The organism is Teredinibacter haidensis (genome assembly GCF_014211975.1).
In the GTDB taxonomy this organism is placed as follows: domain Bacteria; phylum Pseudomonadota; class Gammaproteobacteria; order Pseudomonadales; family Cellvibrionaceae; genus Teredinibacter; species Teredinibacter haidensis.
Genome location: NZ_CP060084.1, coordinates 2,287,631 through 2,305,538 on the forward strand (window position 1 = coordinate 2,287,631; position 17,908 = coordinate 2,305,538).

At 45.3% G+C, this 17,908-nt stretch carries 17 protein-coding genes; all 17 read right to left on the reverse strand.

Annotated elements, in window-relative coordinates; all coding sequences use genetic code 11:
• Positions 1–84 precede the first annotated feature (84 nt).
• The 17 genes from H5715_RS08800 to H5715_RS08880 all read right to left on the reverse strand — a co-directional run bounded on the left by H5715_RS08800 (position 85) and on the right by H5715_RS08880 (position 17,807).
• Positions 85–1,242: a glycosyltransferase family 4 protein gene (locus H5715_RS08800; RefSeq protein WP_075185474.1), complete on the reverse strand. Its 1,158-nt coding sequence runs from the start codon at positions 1,240–1,242 to the stop codon at positions 85–87.
• The gene (locus H5715_RS08805; protein WP_075185475.1) at positions 1,220–2,371 is read right to left on the reverse strand and encodes a glycosyltransferase; all 1,152 of its coding nucleotides are present in this window, start codon (positions 2,369–2,371) and stop codon (positions 1,220–1,222) included. Before H5715_RS08805 ends, H5715_RS08800 begins: the two co-directional genes overlap by 23 nt.
• Positions 2,349–3,800, reverse strand: a complete 1,452-nt coding sequence (locus H5715_RS08810) for an O-antigen ligase family protein (protein ID WP_075185476.1) — start codon at positions 3,798–3,800, stop codon at positions 2,349–2,351. The genes H5715_RS08805 and H5715_RS08810 overlap by 23 nt, the downstream gene beginning before the upstream one ends.
• Positions 3,751–4,671: a Gfo/Idh/MocA family protein gene (locus tag H5715_RS08815; RefSeq protein ID WP_075185477.1), complete on the reverse strand. Its 921-nt coding sequence runs from the start codon at positions 4,669–4,671 to the stop codon at positions 3,751–3,753. Before H5715_RS08815 ends, H5715_RS08810 begins: the two co-directional genes overlap by 50 nt.
• Positions 4,672–5,439: an NDP-hexose 2,3-dehydratase family protein gene (locus H5715_RS08820; protein WP_075185478.1), complete on the reverse strand. Its 768-nt coding sequence runs from the start codon at positions 5,437–5,439 to the stop codon at positions 4,672–4,674.
• Positions 5,423–5,872 (reverse strand): sugar 3,4-ketoisomerase, encoded by a 450-nt coding sequence (locus H5715_RS08825; protein ID WP_083608008.1) that lies wholly within the window; start codon positions 5,870–5,872, stop codon positions 5,423–5,425. The genes H5715_RS08820 and H5715_RS08825 overlap by 17 nt, the downstream gene beginning before the upstream one ends.
• A gap of 1 nt (position 5,873) precedes the next feature.
• Positions 5,874–6,743, reverse strand: a complete 870-nt coding sequence (gene rfbA, locus H5715_RS08830; protein WP_075185479.1) for a glucose-1-phosphate thymidylyltransferase RfbA — start codon at positions 6,741–6,743, stop codon at positions 5,874–5,876.
• Positions 6,744–6,745: 2 nt separating this feature from the next.
• Entirely contained in the window at positions 6,746–7,810 is a 1,065-nt protein-coding gene (gene rfbB / locus H5715_RS08835; protein WP_175574256.1) for a dTDP-glucose 4,6-dehydratase, read from the reverse strand.
• A 71-nt stretch (positions 7,811–7,881) separates the two neighbouring features.
• The gene (locus H5715_RS08840) at positions 7,882–8,898 is read right to left on the reverse strand and encodes a Wzz/FepE/Etk N-terminal domain-containing protein (RefSeq protein ID WP_221892364.1); all 1,017 of its coding nucleotides are present in this window, start codon (positions 8,896–8,898) and stop codon (positions 7,882–7,884) included.
• Between the two features lie 48 nt (positions 8,899–8,946).
• Positions 8,947–10,362: a mannose-1-phosphate guanylyltransferase/mannose-6-phosphate isomerase gene (locus H5715_RS08845; RefSeq protein WP_075185481.1), complete on the reverse strand. Its 1,416-nt coding sequence runs from the start codon at positions 10,360–10,362 to the stop codon at positions 8,947–8,949.
• Positions 10,363–10,595: 233 nt separating this feature from the next.
• Positions 10,596–10,889 carry an integration host factor subunit beta gene (gene ihfB / locus H5715_RS08850; protein WP_075185482.1) on the reverse strand — a complete coding sequence of 98 codons (294 nt, stop codon included), beginning with the start codon at positions 10,887–10,889 and terminating at the stop codon, positions 10,596–10,598.
• Positions 10,890–11,197: 308 nt separating this feature from the next.
• Positions 11,198–12,880 (reverse strand): 30S ribosomal protein S1, encoded by a 1,683-nt coding sequence (gene rpsA, locus H5715_RS08855; protein WP_075185484.1) that lies wholly within the window; start codon positions 12,878–12,880, stop codon positions 11,198–11,200.
• A 290-nt stretch (positions 12,881–13,170) separates the two neighbouring features.
• Positions 13,171–14,355, reverse strand: a complete 1,185-nt coding sequence (gene lapB / locus H5715_RS08860; RefSeq protein ID WP_075185485.1) for a lipopolysaccharide assembly protein LapB — start codon at positions 14,353–14,355, stop codon at positions 13,171–13,173.
• 10 nt (positions 14,356–14,365) lie between these two features.
• Positions 14,366–14,671: a LapA family protein gene (locus H5715_RS08865; protein WP_075185486.1), complete on the reverse strand. Its 306-nt coding sequence runs from the start codon at positions 14,669–14,671 to the stop codon at positions 14,366–14,368.
• Positions 14,672–14,680: 9 nt separating this feature from the next.
• Positions 14,681–15,379, reverse strand: a complete 699-nt coding sequence (gene cmk, locus H5715_RS08870) for a (d)CMP kinase (protein ID WP_139309773.1) — start codon at positions 15,377–15,379, stop codon at positions 14,681–14,683.
• Positions 15,380–15,385: 6 nt separating this feature from the next.
• Entirely contained in the window at positions 15,386–16,090 is a 705-nt protein-coding gene (gene pyrF / locus H5715_RS08875; RefSeq protein ID WP_075185487.1) for an orotidine-5'-phosphate decarboxylase, read from the reverse strand.
• A 121-nt stretch (positions 16,091–16,211) separates the two neighbouring features.
• Positions 16,212–17,807 carry a hypothetical protein gene (locus H5715_RS08880; protein ID WP_075185488.1) on the reverse strand — a complete coding sequence of 532 codons (1,596 nt, stop codon included), beginning with the start codon at positions 17,805–17,807 and terminating at the stop codon, positions 16,212–16,214.
• Positions 17,808–17,908 lie beyond the last annotated feature (101 nt).

The window sequence follows — 17,908 nt, forward strand, 5'->3', positions numbered from 1 at the left end:
CCATGCCCACCACGCACCAATACAAAAACCTACCAACTCAACATACTGACAGCACAAGCAACTAGTATCCACCAACATACTTTACTAAATATTATCAAAATACTTTATATACTCATCAATCACACCTGCCATACTATACTTGGCTGGCAATAAGTTACGCCTTGGTGATTTTTTATATTCACATAAAATTAAACCCTTTTTTATTGATGCTGGCGACCTCGGATCTACAGGAACAACATATTCACTAAGCGAATTGACCTCTTCTAAATGTTGCGAAGCCAAAACGGGCAATCCGGTCGCTAACGCTTCTAAAGGTAGTAACGGCAAACCTTCTTCATGAAGAGTTGAAAATATATAAACATCTGACATATTTAAGTAGAGCGGCAGCTCCTTAATAGGCACACCACCCACAAATATAACCCTTCCCTCCAGATTACTCTCGGCAACAGTATTTCTAATATTCTGCTCTTCCGGTCCGTCACCAACAATCAACACCTTAAAACCTTGGCCCTCCGCCAATAGACTTAACCCCAAAAGGGCCTTTTGAAGGCCTTTTTGTTTGTGTAAACGACTTGCAAGTAAATACACCGTTTCTCCCATGTCTATATTAAGACTTTCACGACCGGATACCCGCATTTTCTGGCATGGAAAGAATTCATTTATATCTATTCCGTTTGGTAGATATTTGATTTTTTTATCTCTTAAAAACTTACGATAAAACGGCCCATCCAAGTCTCGATAAACGCGCATTCCGGAAGTAATTATTCCATCGAAAAATGGGTACTTATAGATATCTATAGGGAGCCACTTAATATTTTTTAAACTGCTTGCTAGAGATTTAAACGTATGGAGTCGAAATTTGGATACAATTTCACTTAACGAGGTACCATGAGCCTGAAAAACAAATTTAGTTTCCGGGAACATTTTTTTTAACGCGACTGCCGAAAAACCCGCCGCACTTACACTCAAAACAACATCACAATGATCAACCAAAAGCTTTGATAGATAGCCTTTTGACAGCTTCCACCAAGCCCTACTATAGGCTCCAGGTTTAGTTCCTTTTAATGCAAGGACATCTACCCCACTCTCAGAAAAGGCGCTGGGCCTCCCTGGTATTGAGGTCGTAATACAGGAAACTTTAATGCCCTTTGATGCAAACGCTTTGGCCAAATCCCAGGTAATAACCTGCATACCGCCAATACTATGAAAAGGTAAAACCCTAGTTAGAATTACGATGTGCATAATTTTCGATTACTAAACTATAGATAGCTTCTAGTTTTTTCGACTGTTTTTCTATATCGAACTTTTTTTCAACCGTTTCTCGAGCTTTTAAACCCATTTCTACCCTCTTCACAGGACTATCGATTAGAATCTTCAGTTTTTCCGCTAACTTATTAGCATCCCGTTCTGGAACCAAAAAACCATTCTCGCCATCCAAAACTGCTTCAGGTATTCCCGCATGATTCGTGGCTACAACAGGCATCATATAAACAAACGCCTCTAGTATCGTAATGGGTAGGCCCTCGGTATCACCGCTTTTTGCAGTAACACTGGGAAGGCAAAAGATGTCTGCCTTTTTCATCCATTGCAATACCGCGTGATTGTCAAGCGCCCCTAGCAGCCGCACTTTTCCAGCCAAATTGTTAATCTTAATTTGAGCCTCTAATTCAGCACGTAATGGGCCATCGCCAACTACAATCAATTCAAAATTGTCACCATCTAGCAGAGAAATAGCTTCCAGTAGGTATTGGGTTCCCTTTTTTTCAGTAAGGCGAGCAACATGTAATATTGTTACCTTATCTGCGTTATTCCGCTGTTTACGCAAGTAGGTTCGGTCGATATCTATACCAATATAATGCGTAACGGATTTATCTGCCAAAAGGCCTAGAGCCAACACTTTAGATCGGATGAAATCAGATACACATATATATAACTCGGCTTCTGTCTTTAACCGGCTGCGAAATAGAGCATAATTTATCCAAGCGGGTTTAAGTGATCTGAAAAGAGCTTTTCTTGTTGCCGTGGCGTCAAACCCATGGAAGGTTACGACCAACGGAACACCCAACCTCTTGGAGATATTCAAAGCGTACAATGCATCAACACCAAAATGTGCATGGATTATATTTGGGGATAATCTCGCCACGCTATCCAACAAGTATTTGGAACGCATAGACAAAACAAACAGTACATTCTTTATGAAGCTCAAAGGCTCCAAAGTAATTACGCTATCGCCAAAATCAACCTTACTATCGGAAAAACAAGCCCTGCCCACATAAAAGGCCTTAAATTTTCTAAAAACTCGAGCCTGATTAGCAATAAATGATTCGGACAATTTAAACAGCTGACATCTAAACACGACTACCTTGAGCATTTATACCTCTCAATGTTGACAAGTGCCTTTCGTTCGACGACACAAAAATAATAAACAATACAAAAGCCGTATTGCCCGCTTGATATAAATCTGCTGATATTGAAAGCATCCCTGCATACAAAGCTAGGCAAACTTGCGCAAAATGATGCCTAGAAGCTAGGCTAGTAGTTACTTTAAATCCGGATCTTAAAACTACGTAGATAAGCAGGGCATAAAGAGACAAACCAAGTATTCCGTACTCAGCTAGTATGCCAAAGTACGCACTATGAGAAACACCTTGCCTATCGACAAGCCAATCTACCGAAGCAAAGCTATTAAATAGCACTGGAATCTGGCCGCCACCAACACCAAAAATCGGACTACTTTTCCAGATATTTAACATCGTCTCCCAAATTAAAACCCGCTCTACTTCTGCACCAGCCTCTAGCAAACTAAATAATCGCTCCCGAATCGGTGCAACAATCATAGCTAAAGCCAATCCTAAAGCAGAATATAATACAAACATGTATTGGCGTTTATACATAACATTAACCACAGTCAACGAAACCAACATATAAAGCAACCCAGAACGGCCCATCGTTAGCAGCATTACAATGAATACGGGTAAAGCTAAAAGTAACTTATATATGGCTAGCGACGAACTGTAAAATAAGACAATTAGCACCATACCACAGACAAAAGCGAGAGCAGGAGGGCTGATATAGACCCCCATTGCCCTTATGGTTTGGTCTTTATATATGTAATTGTTAGATTCCAGCCGATTTGCGACTTCATCAACACCATATAACATTCCTCCAATATCTGAAGCCATTATATCCAGCCAGCCTGGCCCAAAAATAAAGAATTGAGCCGACGACAATAACAACAGTAACAAAAATGGAGCTATAAACAGCTTTACAATCGAGCTGGACAAAAAGTCGAATTTAAAATGGTACCGAAACGATAAATACAAACAAAAAAACTCAAACCACCTTAAAAGACTTTTAATCATTGCCCCCCCAGTCCAATTATAAAGACCGCTAAGAAATGACACAAAACAAAACGCCGCCAGAATAAATTTTAGCGAGTCGCGTTTATTGTAAACCAGCCAATATCTAGTATTAATAGCAGAATGAACAAAAATAGGTAGCGCAACTGCCTCCCACGCCTGAACAGGAAAACCAAATAACTCCCCCCTAATATTAAATATAATAAAGAAACACAACGTCAATAAATACAAATCCTTCCGATAGGAGAAGGACAAAAAAGCACATACAGCCAAAAGACTTAAGAAGAATACAGAATTGGTATAGTGAATTAGCCCAAAGCATACTAAAACCCCACTTAGTATAAAAAATAGAGAGGCAATCAACTCAAAAACAACGCTAGACGCATTAAACCTATACACTTTCAAGAATTTGACCAACCCAGCTACAAACGGCTCGAGCATCCCTACTATCAAGACCCTTAAATATAAAGGATTTAAACATATTAACAAACTGATCATCCCTGCCAGTTTCATATACTGTATGCGAAAACCCCTCAAAAATATCGACGGTCGTATTTAGCGTTGCTGGCTTAGAAAAAACACGGTTAAAAAAATACTTTTTATCATTTGTTACCAAAACCAGTTCATTTGAATAGGGCAAGCCTATACCCCACTCCGCAACAGCATAGAAGTTTTTGTAGTCCAAAATGGCCACACCACTTAAATCGACGTCATACCCTACTTCACTTTTTTTTGTGGCCTGAACTTTCTCCGGATTACCTAAAAGGTTAACCATAATAGACAGTGGGTAATAGCCCACATCAAGCAATGCTCCACCCGACATTTCTCTTTTGTAGCGAATATCGTCCTTTGGTAAATGCGGAATAGTAAACTTTGCAGAAATGCTTTTAATATTCTGTTTGTTTTCTTCCACCAGCTGCACTAAATACTGGTACTGCGAGTGAAATTTATATACACAAACTTCATGTAAGACCAAACCCCTGCTCTGAGCCAGCTCCACCAACTCTTGACTGTACTGCGAACTGTCGGTTAAAGGTTTTTCACATATAACGTTTTTATTGAGTAATAGCGCTCGTTTTGTCAGCTCATAATGGGTTGATATTGGAGTAGCTATATAACACCACTCGGCAACACTGTCAGGGAACTCACTCAGAGAACGAAGCTCGATATCATGCTCATCAATCAAATGGACATACTTTTCCACATTCCGAACGTAGATGGCTTCTATACCAATGCCATCTATTTTCTTAAGGGCTGGCAGGATATTTTTGGTAACGTGACCACCAAAACCAATAATCGCTAGCTTTTTCATTTATAACCCCGACAATATTCCACGGATGTGCGGTGCCACTATGGCATCGTGCTCTCGAATTAGCTTTTTTAACTGATAAAGAGAAACCCACTTAAATCTTTCAGATACCAACTCCAGTGTTTCCCCTTCCTTGTATTCTACGAGCATGGAGCGGTTACGTTTATTATAGAGCCTGCCGCCATCTTCAGAGGTCCACTGATCGAGTAATACCGTAACGGGGTGATCTTCTGGCTCTAAAAACAAATGGCTGTAATTCGTTTGTTTACCTTTGTGGGCACGATTCAGGTTACTGAAGGTTGCCTGCACTGTAGGGCTGATTTGCGCCACATTGTAATTGCCCGGTTCTTCTTTCGCTTCAACCAGGTAGTGTGGAACACCGTCAATGCGCTGCCTGACCAACCCGAGTATGCCACCGTCGAAACCTTGCTGGGTTAAAAAGGGTTGATCCCAACCTGCAGTAACTTCGCGGGAACCCGTGCCAGTTATTCTGTACCCTTCAACACGGAAGAACTCGCCAGAGCTATGTTCCATACAACCTGTTTTTTCATTAAGCGACCATTCTCGGCATTCGCTTAATGGGATACGCTGCATTTTCATTGTGGATGCATTCACCAGCACCCAATACCAGTCTACAATGTCTTGTAGGCTACCTTGGTTTGAAAAATCTTCTAGGCCTTCGAATTTAAATTCTGAATACTCGTCTACTGAAAAGCCAAGCTGGCTCAAGCCTTCCAGATATTGCTTTAAACGGTTACTGTATGCCGACATTTACAGGCTCCACGATCTCTTGAAATACAGAATAGTCTCGAACAACTTCATCAAACCGGTACTCTCTATCACAAAGAACCATCACTACTGCGTCTTCAGAGAAATCTCGCATTGTCCGCCAGACTTTGCCATCCAACAACAACGTGTCGCCGCCTGCTCTCATCTCGATCGCTTTAGTATCCACTCCGTTATCCAGTTCTATGGTGAAAGCTCCGCTCAGGCAAACAATCGCTTGTTTCAATTCTTTATGTGAGTGCAAGCCTCTCACCGCATCACTACGAATACCGGAGAGGAAGAAAACACGCTTAACTAAAAAGCCGAAGTCTTTCCCAAATTCTAAAACACCTAAGTTTCCGCTTTCCTCGGTTATAACGGTAGACGGAACGAAGCTCCAAGCCTCCTCTCCACTACCAAATAATTCTTTGACACTCATGTTATTTTGTTTCCAATAGTGCTTTCAGATATTGACCATAACCATTTTTTGAGTACGCTTTAGCTGTATCCATAACTTGCTCGCTGGTCAGCCAGCCATTACGCAATGCAATTTCTTCCAAGCACGCGATTTTGTAGCCCTGTCGTTTTTCAATCGTTTCAACAAACGTTGCAGCTTCCAGCAAGCTATCGTGAGTTCCGGAGTCTAGCCAAGCAAAACCTCTTCCGAGCAGCTCTACCTTTAAATCACCTCGTTTTAGGTAAGTTTGATTTACCGTTGTAATCTCAAGCTCTCCGCGCGGAGATGGTTTTACATCTTTCGCAATTTGTACTACATCGTTATCGTAAAAGTATAATCCGGTTACAGCGTAGTTAGACTTAGGTTCAAGCGGCTTTTCCTCAATGCTTAATGCGGTATTATCTGAGTCAAACTCCACCACACCAAACCTCTCGGGATCATTTACCTTGTAACCAAACACTGTCGCACCACTTTGTCTTTTGGCTACGTCTTGAAGCGTTAGAGAAAATCCATGCCCCCAAAAAATATTATCTCCCAGCACCAAGCTAACACTATCATTCCCGATAAATTTCTCGCCGATTATAAATGCTTGCGCAAGGCCATCGGGGCTGGGTTGAATTTCGTAGCTCAAATTCACACCAAAACCAGAGCCATCTCCCAAGCACCGAATAAAGCCTTCTTGATCTTCTGGCGTTGTTATAATCAGAACATCCTTTATACCTGCAAGCATTAGAACTGAGAGCGGGTAATAGATCATCGGTTTGTCGTAAACCGGTAGAAGTTGTTTTGATACGCCCTTAGTGATTGGGTAGAGCCTTGTTCCAGAACCACCAGCTAAAATTATGCCTTTCATTTTTACCCCTCTACACCCAGACGTTCCCGCCGATAAGAGCCATCCAAAACCCGCTCCCACCAGGATCTATTCGTTAAATACCACTCAACCGTTTTTCGTATTCCAGTTTCGAAAGATTCGCTTGGCACCCAGCCCAACTGATTTTTGATTTTCGAAGCGTCTATTGCATATCGCACGTCATGACCTGGGCGGTCTTTAACGTAGGTAACCAAATCAGCGTACGTCTCAACACCATGAGGTTTATTGGGAGCCAGCTCTTCAAGCAGGTTACACAGCGCTTTTACTACGTCGATGTTAGCTTTTTCGTTGTGCCCACCTATATTATAGGTTTCTCCAACCATGCCTTTTGTTGCAACCAAGTAAAGAGCTCTTGCATGGTCTTCAACGAATAACCAATCTCTAATTTGCTGACCATCGCCATACACCGGCAGTGGTTTTCCCTCCAGCGCATTAAGAATCATTAAAGGAATTAATTTTTCAGGAAAATGATAGGGGCCGTAGTTATTCGAACAATTTGTTATGACAACAGGCAGTCTGAACGTACGATGCCAGGCTCTAACCAAGTGGTCGCTTGATGCTTTTGAAGCAGAATACGGGGAACTGGGCTGGTAAGGTGTTTCTTCTGTAAACAAATCCTCAGGGCCTTCCAAGTCACCGTACACCTCATCTGTCGAGATATGATGAAACCTAAACGCCTCTTGCTCCCCCCCTTTAAGTGACTGCCAATACGAGCGACTAGCCTCTAATAAAGTGTAGGTTCCAACAACATTCGTTTGAATAAATTCACCAGGACCATCGATAGAGCGGTCTACATGACTTTCTGCAGCAAGGTGCATAACGATATTAGGACGATATTGCTCGAAAACACGATCCAGCTCAGCTCGATTGCAGATATCAACCTGCTCAAAGCAATAGCGCTCGCTCTGAGATGCGCTCGCCACCGACTCTAAATTTCCCGCATAGGTTAATTTATCGACATTGATAACACTATCGGTAGTCTGCTCAATAATATGTCGGACGACTGCAGAACCGATAAAGCCTGCCCCTCCCGTTACAAGTATTCTCACGAAAACATCTCCGAAACGCTTTTCCACGCTAGACATTTAGCCTAAAACAAACATTAACAATTTTTATGCGCTCATAGCTTTGGCACATCGGACTCTTTTAGATTTACCAAAGCATGGCGAATAAACACGATAACAACCCCGATAAAACCGCCCAATATCAGCGCTATCAGTACAATTAACGAGCGTTTGGGGCTATCTTTTTCTTCAGGCACTACTGCGGGGTCTATAGTCGTGAAAGTGTATTCCTGCCGCACATTGGCCAACATGATCGTTTTTGTTTGCTCTTCGATTAACTGCGAAAACACTTTGCGCATATCCGCAACGGAGGTGTTTCCCAGTTGTAGGGAAAGATACTCAATACTTCTACTGGACTCTTCGACATCACGAGTTCGCATATATTCATTAATGTCCAGAATTAGCGATGAAACCCACTCCTGAGCAAGCGTTGGTGAAAAGTGCTTAATTGATACTACAATCAGCCCGTTTTTTTTATCTTGTGAAACTGAGAAGTTCTCCAAAAAATATTCATAGGCTTCCCAGTCTGAGGGCTTTGCCTTTCTAGGTGGAGAGACGTCTCTAATCCATTCGCCACTATTTTGGTCATATATATCTGAATCAAAAATTAGTGAATCTTTGTTTAGATTCCAGCCTTTAGCCGCAACCAAGGGAACCAATAGATTATGCTTGTGTATAAATTCATTGATGAACCGCCTCGATTTCATTATCTCAATAGCCACCACTGACTTGTCGCCAGAAGCACCTAAATCGACCCCGGCTAACGAGGCCAGCCCGCCAAAGCTACCTGCCAGCGCGGACAATCCGCCCCCTTTTGATTCATCGGATGGTGAAAGTAATGCTTGAGCTTTATAGACGTTAGGTAAACTAAGCGCATAAAAAACCGATGCCAGAGCAAAGACAAATGTCGTTGCAATAACAATCCATTTCCCTTTCCAAAGTACATCCCACAACGCTCGCAGATCAATTTCGTCCTCATCAAACCTAGACAAGCGTGACTCCATAAAATCTGTTGAAGAAGAGTTCAACATTGCCTCCATGTTGTCCATACGCTTTTCAATATCGTTTTGCATATTTTCCTAGTGATATAGTTGATTGCCAAAATTTATTTCGAAACGAATCTAAAAATCGTTTAAACGTACGATATCATCTTCTCCCATATAGCTTCCGCTACGCACTTCTATTATATGCAACGGAAGCTTGCCCGGATTAGAGAGTTGATGATTTTCCCCTATAGGTATATATATAGATTCATTCTCGTAAAGCATTCGCTCTTCTTTGCCCTTTTTTACCTTGGCTGTCCCTTTTACAACTATCCAGTGTTCTGCTCTGTGATGATGTAACTGGAGAGAAAGGCTGGCCCCAGGCTTTACTTCTATGCGTTTCACCTGGTAACGCTCACCGCTATCTATGGAATCGAAACTTCCCCAGGGACGGTGTACTTGTCGGTGATGTTTAAACTCGCTTCGCTGTTCTTCTTTAAGCCAATCAACAATATTTTTTACATCTTGTGTTTTTTGTCGGTTTGCCACTAATAAAGCATCATCACTTTCAACAATAACAATATTGTCTAAACCTATTGCTGTAACCAAACGATTTTGAGAATGGATCAGCGAATTGTTACAATTCTGTAGGAATGCGTCACCAAACACAGCGTTGCCATTTTCGTCTTTATCGCTCACTTCCCAGAGCGAATCCCAACTACCTAGATCACTCCAGCCCGCGTTTAGCGGTACCATCCAGGCGTTCTCGGTTTTTTCCATTAGGGCGTAGTCTATGGAAATATTGTCGCAACAGGAAAAGTGTTCTTTGTTTAGACGAATAAAATCTAAATCAGATTCTGCATATTCTACCGCTTTGTGACACGCTTCTAGCCACTCACCTCCACAGGTTTTTATTTCTTCCAGCACTTGCTGCGCTGAGAATACGAACATGCCGCTGTTCCAGGTGTAGTTACCTGCTTGCAGGTATTGCTTAGCTGTTTCAAGGTTTGGTTTTTCTACAAACTGAATAACCTTGCTACCTTCTGCGTTATTGCCCGTTTCAGCTTGAATATAACCGTAACCCGTTTCGGGCTTGTCTGGCACCACACCAAAGGCAACCAGCTTCTTTTCTGCTGCAGCGCTTATAGCGTGGTCCATTGCCGCATTGAATGCAGCCAGGTCTTTAATCAAATGGTCTGCCGCCAGCACCACCAATATGGGGTTGCGGTAATGCTTTAGCGCCAAATCCGCTGCTGCTGCGATCGCAGGCGCGGTATTTCTGCCCATAGGCTCCAAAATAATATGCGGCTTTGCCGTGCAGACTTCGCTTAGCTGGTCTGCCACCATAAAACGTTGGTCGTTGTTACACACAACAATGGGCGCCTCGAACTGCGCTACACGCTTTACGGTGTGCTGCAGCATGGTGCAATCGCCGTATAGTTTGTGGAGTTGCTTGGGGTAGGTTTTACGGGATTTAGGCCAGAGCCGTGTTCCGCTACCACCAGAGAGAATTACAGGAACGATTTGTGGCCGGTTTAGTTGCTTTTCCTTCACGTTGGCATCCAATTACGAGCAGTAGTTCACATTTTACGGGTGCGCATTATATAGTACGCGCATTAGAAATTGTGGGTATTCACAATTTTTTTCATTTGATTTTCCCAGCATCCCAGACGAGCACTTCGCTGCCGAGACGGGCCGATGAAATACGGGACTTTCTGAGCTGTAACCTTTTTATTATTTGGGTTTTCGTTACAAATTAACCTATCAGTCGGCCTTTCTTGAATGGTCTATTCGTTTTGCAGGCTTTCATTCACCCTGTCGCGCATTTCTTTGCCGGGCTTGAAGTGAGGAACGTACTTGCCAGCCAGCTCTACAGATTCACCCGTTTTAGGGTTACGACCTGTTCGCGGGGCGCGGTAGTGGAGTGAGAAGCTGCCGAAACCACGGATTTCTATGCGATCACCGTTGGCTAAACACTGGGACATGTACTCCAGTATGAGCTTAACGGCAAGCTCAATATCTTTTGCAGAGAGCTGATCCTGCCGCTCTGCGATTCGCTCTATCAGCTCTGACTTGGTCATAGGCTAAAGGTGGGGCTTATTTAAGTGAGTAGCTTAGATATTAGCGTAAAAAGCAGCTTATATCATTGTGTTAGGTTTGTTAGTGAATGCAGTTACTACGTTTTAGCTGCAAGTTGTTGTTTATACAACAAAAAGCCGCCGAGTACCAGCCCGGCTGTTTTTTGTTGAAGGCGCCGCCCTTTGGGTGGCTGCTGGAGCGGTTCGATTTACGACGGCACTGTGCGCACGTTTTTTTGTGCCTCCATAAAAAAAGCGACACACCTTTCGATGCGCCGCTTTTTGCAAAGCTAGCTAAACGTAATTAGCGCTTATTTATCTTTACTTTGCATTTCAGCTTTAATCAAGTCACCAATAGTTGCAGGCGCTGCTTGCTCGGTGGTTTTGGCGCTGTGCTCTTTGATGGCCGCTTTTTCGTCGTCGTTATCCTTCGCTTTGATGCTCAGCATAATTGTACGGTTTTTGCGGTCAACGTTGGTGATTTTGGCTTCCACTTCTTCACCTTCTTTCAGCACGTTACGGGCATCTTCTACCTTGTCGCGGCTAATTTCTGAGGCTTTCAGTGTGGCTTCTACATCGTCTGCCAAGGTAACAACAGCTTCTTTGGCGTCTACAGACTTGATGATGCCGTTAACGATGGTGCCTTTGTCGTTGTTGGTTACGTAAACAGAGAACGGGTCTTCATCCAACTGCTTGATACCCAAGGAGATGCGCTCGCGCTCTGGGTCGATAGCCAATACAACGGTTTCCAGCTCGTCGCCTTTCTTGTACTTGCGTACGGCTTCTTCGCCAGCTTCATTCCAGCTGATATCGGACAAGTGAACCAAACCGTCGATACCGCCGTCGAGGCCAATAAAGATACCGAAATCGGTGATAGATTTGATTTTGCCAGAGATCTTGTCGCCTTTAGCGAATTGATTGCTGAATGCATCCCATGGGTTTTCTTGACACTGCTTGATACCCAGGGAAATACGACGACGCTCTTCGTCGATATCCAGAATCATCACTTCCACTTCGTCGCCCAGGTTTACAACCTTGCTTGGGTGGATGTTTTTGTTGGTCCAATCCATTTCGGATACGTGAACCAAACCTTCAACACCTTCTTCGATCTCGGCAAAACAGCCGTAGTCGGTAAGGTTGGTGATGGTCGCCTTAACTTTGGCGCCTTCTGGGTAACGGTTAGTGATAGCCGCCCATGGATCTTCACCCAGTTGCTTAAGGCCAAGAGAAACACGGTTGCGCTCACGATCAAACTTAAGCACTTTAACGTCGATCTCGTCACCAACAGCAACGATTTCGCTTGGGTGCTTAATGCGCTTCCACGCCATATCGGTAATGTGCAACAGGCCGTCTACGCCGCCCAAGTCAACAAAGGCACCGTAATCGGTCAGGTTCTTAACGATACCTTTAACCGCTTGGCCTTCTTGCAAGGTGGCCAGCAACTCATCACGCTCTTCGGTGTTAGCTTGCTCCATTACAGCACGACGAGAAACAACAACATTATTGCGCTTCTGGTCTAACTTAATAACTTTAAACTCTAACTCTTTACCTTCCAGGTGAGTCGTTTCGCGCACTGGGCGAACGTCTACTAATGAACCCGGCAAGAAAGCACGAATACCAGCAACGTCTACGGTGAAACCACCCTTAACCTTACCGTTAATCACACCTGTAATAACTTCTTCAGACTCGTGCGCAGCTTCCAGCACTTTCCAGCTTTCGGCACGCTTGGCTTTTTCACGAGACAGACGGGTTTCACCGAAACCATCTTCTACGGTTTCCAGAGCAACCTGAACTTCGTCACCTATATTTAGGTCGAGTTCGCCTTTCTCGTTTAGGAATTGTACGGCGGGAATAACGCCTTCAGACTTCAGGCCGGCGTGTACGGTTACCCAATCCTGATCGATATCGATCACTACGCCAGTTACGATGGTGCCAGGCACCATATCTACCGTTTGTAAACTCTCTTCAAAGAGTTCTGCAAAGCTTTCGCTCATTCCATTACCTATAAGTTGTTTAAACCGTATTGCCAGTATACGGGTCAGTTGTTTTTAAGTTAAAACCGCTCCACATCTGGCTTTAGGACGGTTTCGACGGATTTCGAGGGGCGCGACGTTAACAGGTTACTGGCTAAATCTCAAGCGATTTCAGCGCGGTGGCCGCCTCGCACGCTAATGGTGGCTTTCTTTCTTCTGCGGCGCTTTGCTTCTGGATCGCAGGCTTTGTCTGCTTCGGGGGAAGAACGTTAGAGACACCTTGGCGAGCGGCCCTGCCCTACGCTGACCTATTACCGTTGAGCGATAGTAGACCAGCTCTTACAGCTTGGACACAGCCAATGCAATTGCTCGCCCTCAAAGCCACAGTTAGAGCAATTGTACAGAGATCGGTCTTTGGTGAGCTTTTCCAGTACACCCGTAATCATGTTATAGCTGAAGCCTTTCCACTGGGTGTGATTTTCAGCGACAAGCTTGAGCAGTTCGCCTGCGGCTTCCATCTGGGGAAAGGCTTGTAGCTCGTGCAGCAGAAAGTCGACAACCTTGCCTTCGCCCTGCTCTTCTGCGATGGATTTGGCAAGATAGCTAAGTGTTTGCAGGTTATTGTTCAGGCCGTAGATTTCCTGGTACATTACTGTCATTTCTGCCGGGCTGTTCAGCTCCTTGAAGCTTTCGTATATGAGCGGCAGCACTTCAGACACAAACTGAGGGTTTTGATAAGGCAATTTTCGCAACAAGGTAAGCGCCACCAAGCCCGCGCCCTGTTTCAATTCCACCCTGGCTTGCAGCAATGCAGCTCTGGCACAGGTTTTATCGTAGCGCAGTGCGTTGCGCAGCAGGCGGCGTGTATTTTCACAATCGTTTTGCTCAAGCGCTTTGTCTGCTAGCTCACAGCAGTAATGCGCTTGCCTCTCTCGCCAAATGTCTGGTGTGCCCGCAAACTTACTGGCGGTCAATCTGTCGGCCACATCAATAGCGGCTAGCCATTCGTGAGTATCCTCGTAAACCTCAAGCAGAAACGCCAGGGCTTTCTCTCGAATTGTTTTTTCGAGCCCTCTGACATCGGCCAACTCTTTAAACAGAATTTCCGCTCTATCTAAAAGGCCGGACTTCAAATAATCCACTGCCAGTTCCAATTGCGCGATATGTAGCTGGCTTTTACTTAAGCTGGGGCGAGAAAGCAGGTTTTGGTGTATACGAATCGCCCGGGCCACCTCGCCTCGTTTACGCAACAGGTTGCCAAGCGCCAGATGGGTTTCCAGTGTGTCGCTATTAACGTCTAGAGCCGCTATAAACGTATCGATTTCTGCGTCCGGCTCATCGTTTAACAGATAGGTCAGCCCCTGATAGTAGGACTGTTCAGACAGTTTGCGGTTATTCTCGACCAACGGGTGCCGCAGCCTGCGAGTATAGCGCCCCATGCCAAAGCCCAACCCTAGTGCAATAAACAAAAAAATAAAAACCAGAAGCTCCTTCATGTTCTGCTTTTTACTCCTTTACTTGTGCTGCGCGGAGCTTACCAACCTCTTTATTGACTTTACCCAGCTCGCGCCTGCGAGAATAGAGCTTTGCCTGCGCCAATAACCAGGTTCCAAACCAACCGAGCGCGACGCCCGCCGTAAAGGTAAAACACAGGTAAAAGCCTATTGTCATTTCGGGGAACTGGAAACCAAAGACGTTCAACGAGGTGTAATCCGGATTGCCGTACGCGATCCAGCCTCCAATCAGTAATATTGCCAGCAACCAAACAAGTACAAAAAAACTGCGAATCCATCGAACCAGCTTGCCAAACATTTAACCCTCCTAGGCCTGCAGAATGTTGCGGCTGTATACCTCGGCCATAATTGTTTCAAAAACATCGGTAATCGATAACGATGTGCTATCGAGCACCAGGGCATCATCCGCCGGCTTCAGGGGTGCAGCAGCTCGGCTACTGTCGCGCTCGTCGCGAGCCTGAATATCGGCCAAAATTTTTGCTTTGTCGATATTCTCTTCGCCCGCCTCCTGCAGTTGCTTCACACGGCGATTGGCGCGCTCTTGTGCGCTGGCGGTAAGGAATACTTTAATCGGCGCATCGGGGAACACTACGGTACCCATATCGCGACCATCGGCAACCAGACCGGGCTGCTGTCGAAAATCCCGCTGACGATTTAGCAATGCTTCGCGCACACCCGGGTATGCGGCAACCTTGGATGCGGCCATACCGACATCTTCCCGCCGTATATCCTGAGTAACGTCATCACCATCGAGCATAACAGCGATAGCGGTTGGTGTTAGCTTAAATTCGGTGTTAAGGCTCTGAGCGATTGAGGTTACCGTCTCTTCGTTATCACGATCCACACCCGCACGAATAGCGGCTAAGGCGGTTAACCGATATAACGCGCCACTATCCAGCAGCGAAAAACCTGTGGCTTCGGCCAACAAACGGCAGATCGTACCCTTACCGGAGCCACTGGGGCCATCCACGGTGATGACCGGAAATACCTTATTATTCATCATCATTTTCGTTTACAACCCCTGAATACTTGCCGCAATTGCGGCACAGGCTTCTGCGGGGTTTTCAGCTTGAGTTATGGGGCGGCCGACAACAATGTAGTCACTGCCATTTTGCATCGCCTGCTCTGGCGTGACGACCCGACGCTGGTCTCCCTGTGCTGCGCTCGCAGGACGAATACCGGGTGTGATTGTTAAAAACTCCGCTCCCTGTATAGACTTCATTTGCGCCGCTTCCACTGCTGAGCACACAATACCGTCCATTCCCGACTGTTTGGCCAGCGAGGCCAAACGCGTCACCACCTGCTCTGGCTGCTCTTGAATGCCAATGCCCGCCAGATCCGATGCGTCCATACTGGTAAGCACTGTAACGGCAATGAGTAAGGGCTTTTGCTGAAAAGCCGCAAGCGCTTCTCGCGCAGCAACCATCATACGCTCACCGCCCAAGGCATGTACGTTTGTCATCCAAACGCCCAAGCCAGCAGCGGAGCTGACAGCGCCCGCAACGGTGTTGGGAATATCGTGGAATTTGAGATCGAGAAATACGTCGAAACCCAGTTTTTGTACAGATTCGACAATTGACGGCCCAACCGCAGTAAACAGCTCTTTACCAATTTTTAAACGGCAATCGGCAGGATTTAATTGTTGTACAAGATTTAAACATTGCTCTGTGTTTTGATAGTCCAGAGCAACAAGCAGGCGTGGGCCAGTATCAGACATTGAGTATCTCCCTCGTTGGATGCTCGCCATTTTACACGCAGAGAGAAAGTTTTTCGCGGCTTAACCATAATAACTGGCGCCCCCCGAGAAAAGGGCAGGCGCCGAGCATATAAGGAGCCTGCTAAGGTGTAGCGCCCTTGTCGATACGAAAATTTCTAAACTGTAAACTATCTGAACCTGCAGGAACGGCCTCGCCCGTTACGTATAACTGAACACCAACAACCTGAATTAAGGTTTTGTCGAAGCCGTCTTCTTTGTAGTCAAAATCTTCGTCGGAAAGGCCTGCTAGAGAAAGCGTTGTCCAGCCTCCTACCTCCATTGCAGCCAAATTAATCGCGACTGGAGCGGCATAGCGGTATCCGTAATCCATAACAAAAAGCTGTGCTTCAACTTCGTTACCGGTGTAATTCTCTGGTATATACATTTCAACCTGAACCGAGCCGTTTGTTAAGTCGAGAAGCGGATTCAGATCGTATCGAATCGCAATTTTGTCCCTTACTGTAGACCAGCCAGGGTTAAAGGTAAGTACGCCCGCTTCCGTATAAAAGTCATTCATTGAGGGGGCTCCGCCCCAAAAATCATAAGACACCGCTTGCTCACCCAGTAGAATTTCTTGCACTTGCTCGCCCAACTCTTCTATGGGATCGCCATCACCTTTAACCCAGCGCACATTGTCGAGCTGGTAGCGCAAACCGTTCATGGCATCCCAGCTGGGCTCTAACGAAAGCGCTTCGGTAACTACACTCGTATCGAGGCCGGTAGAAATCATTTCACTAACGCTTAGAGATATATGAGTCCACTCGCCAATGGCGAGTGTGCCCAAGGAAATGTTTTCGCTAATACAGGGGTAATGGCAGGACACATGAGCAAATAAATCTGTCGCATCTCCCCAATCCAACATGCGAATATCAAATTCTATAGTGCCATTATTGTAGCCACTCATATTCACGTTGTAGCCGTCTTCTGAATAAGGAGCGCCAAAGCTCAACGACCCGTTAGCGTCGTCATTGTTGAAGCTAACATCAATCACTCTGCCGTAGCCTTCTTCTTCGGTATCGATAACATCCCAGTTAACCAAGTAGTCGCTATTGTTATCGGTATAAAGGAAGTTGGTGTAAGTTCCATCTTTTAACATTTCCCAACCTAGAACACCGAGCCACTCCGTGGCTACGCATTCACCAAACACAAGCCCTGGCTGCATTGAACAGCTAGCATCCTCGTTTTCGGAGGGAATAACAGAATAGATCACGTCTACTGTTTTCGGGCTCCCACTGTATTGCGTTGTACACGCAGCGTCCTTGCAGGCACTTACGGTAAAGCTGCCGGTATAAATACCCACCCCAGGTAACAGATCCGAAGATTGCGTTGTAAGGGTTAACGTTCCCGAGTAATCGACTTCGGACAATATTGCTTCGGCATCGACAATAAGATCAGTTCCAGAGACATCAACAAAGATATACACATCACCATCCGGCTGATTAAGTGTGCCGATAATGTCCTGCTGAAAATAGATGATGTCTGAATCCCTCGCAGTATAAGCCAACGTCGAATGAGACAGCCTAAACGCACCCTCTGCTGAACCGGGAGCCGGATCAGGGCTGGGCACCGAATTGTTAGAGCCAGGCTCAACAGGAGTTGCATTTCCACCACCGCAAGCGACAACGGCTAGCGATAGAAGAATTGTTGGTATTTGAAAAAAAACGACTTTTAGATTCATTCTTGCGACCTCTTATATTTATATCAGTTTAATTGAGCTACTTATATCGGCGCTTTTGCCCCTTCCTCACCTATAGACACCCGAAAATATGTCTCCCTCCA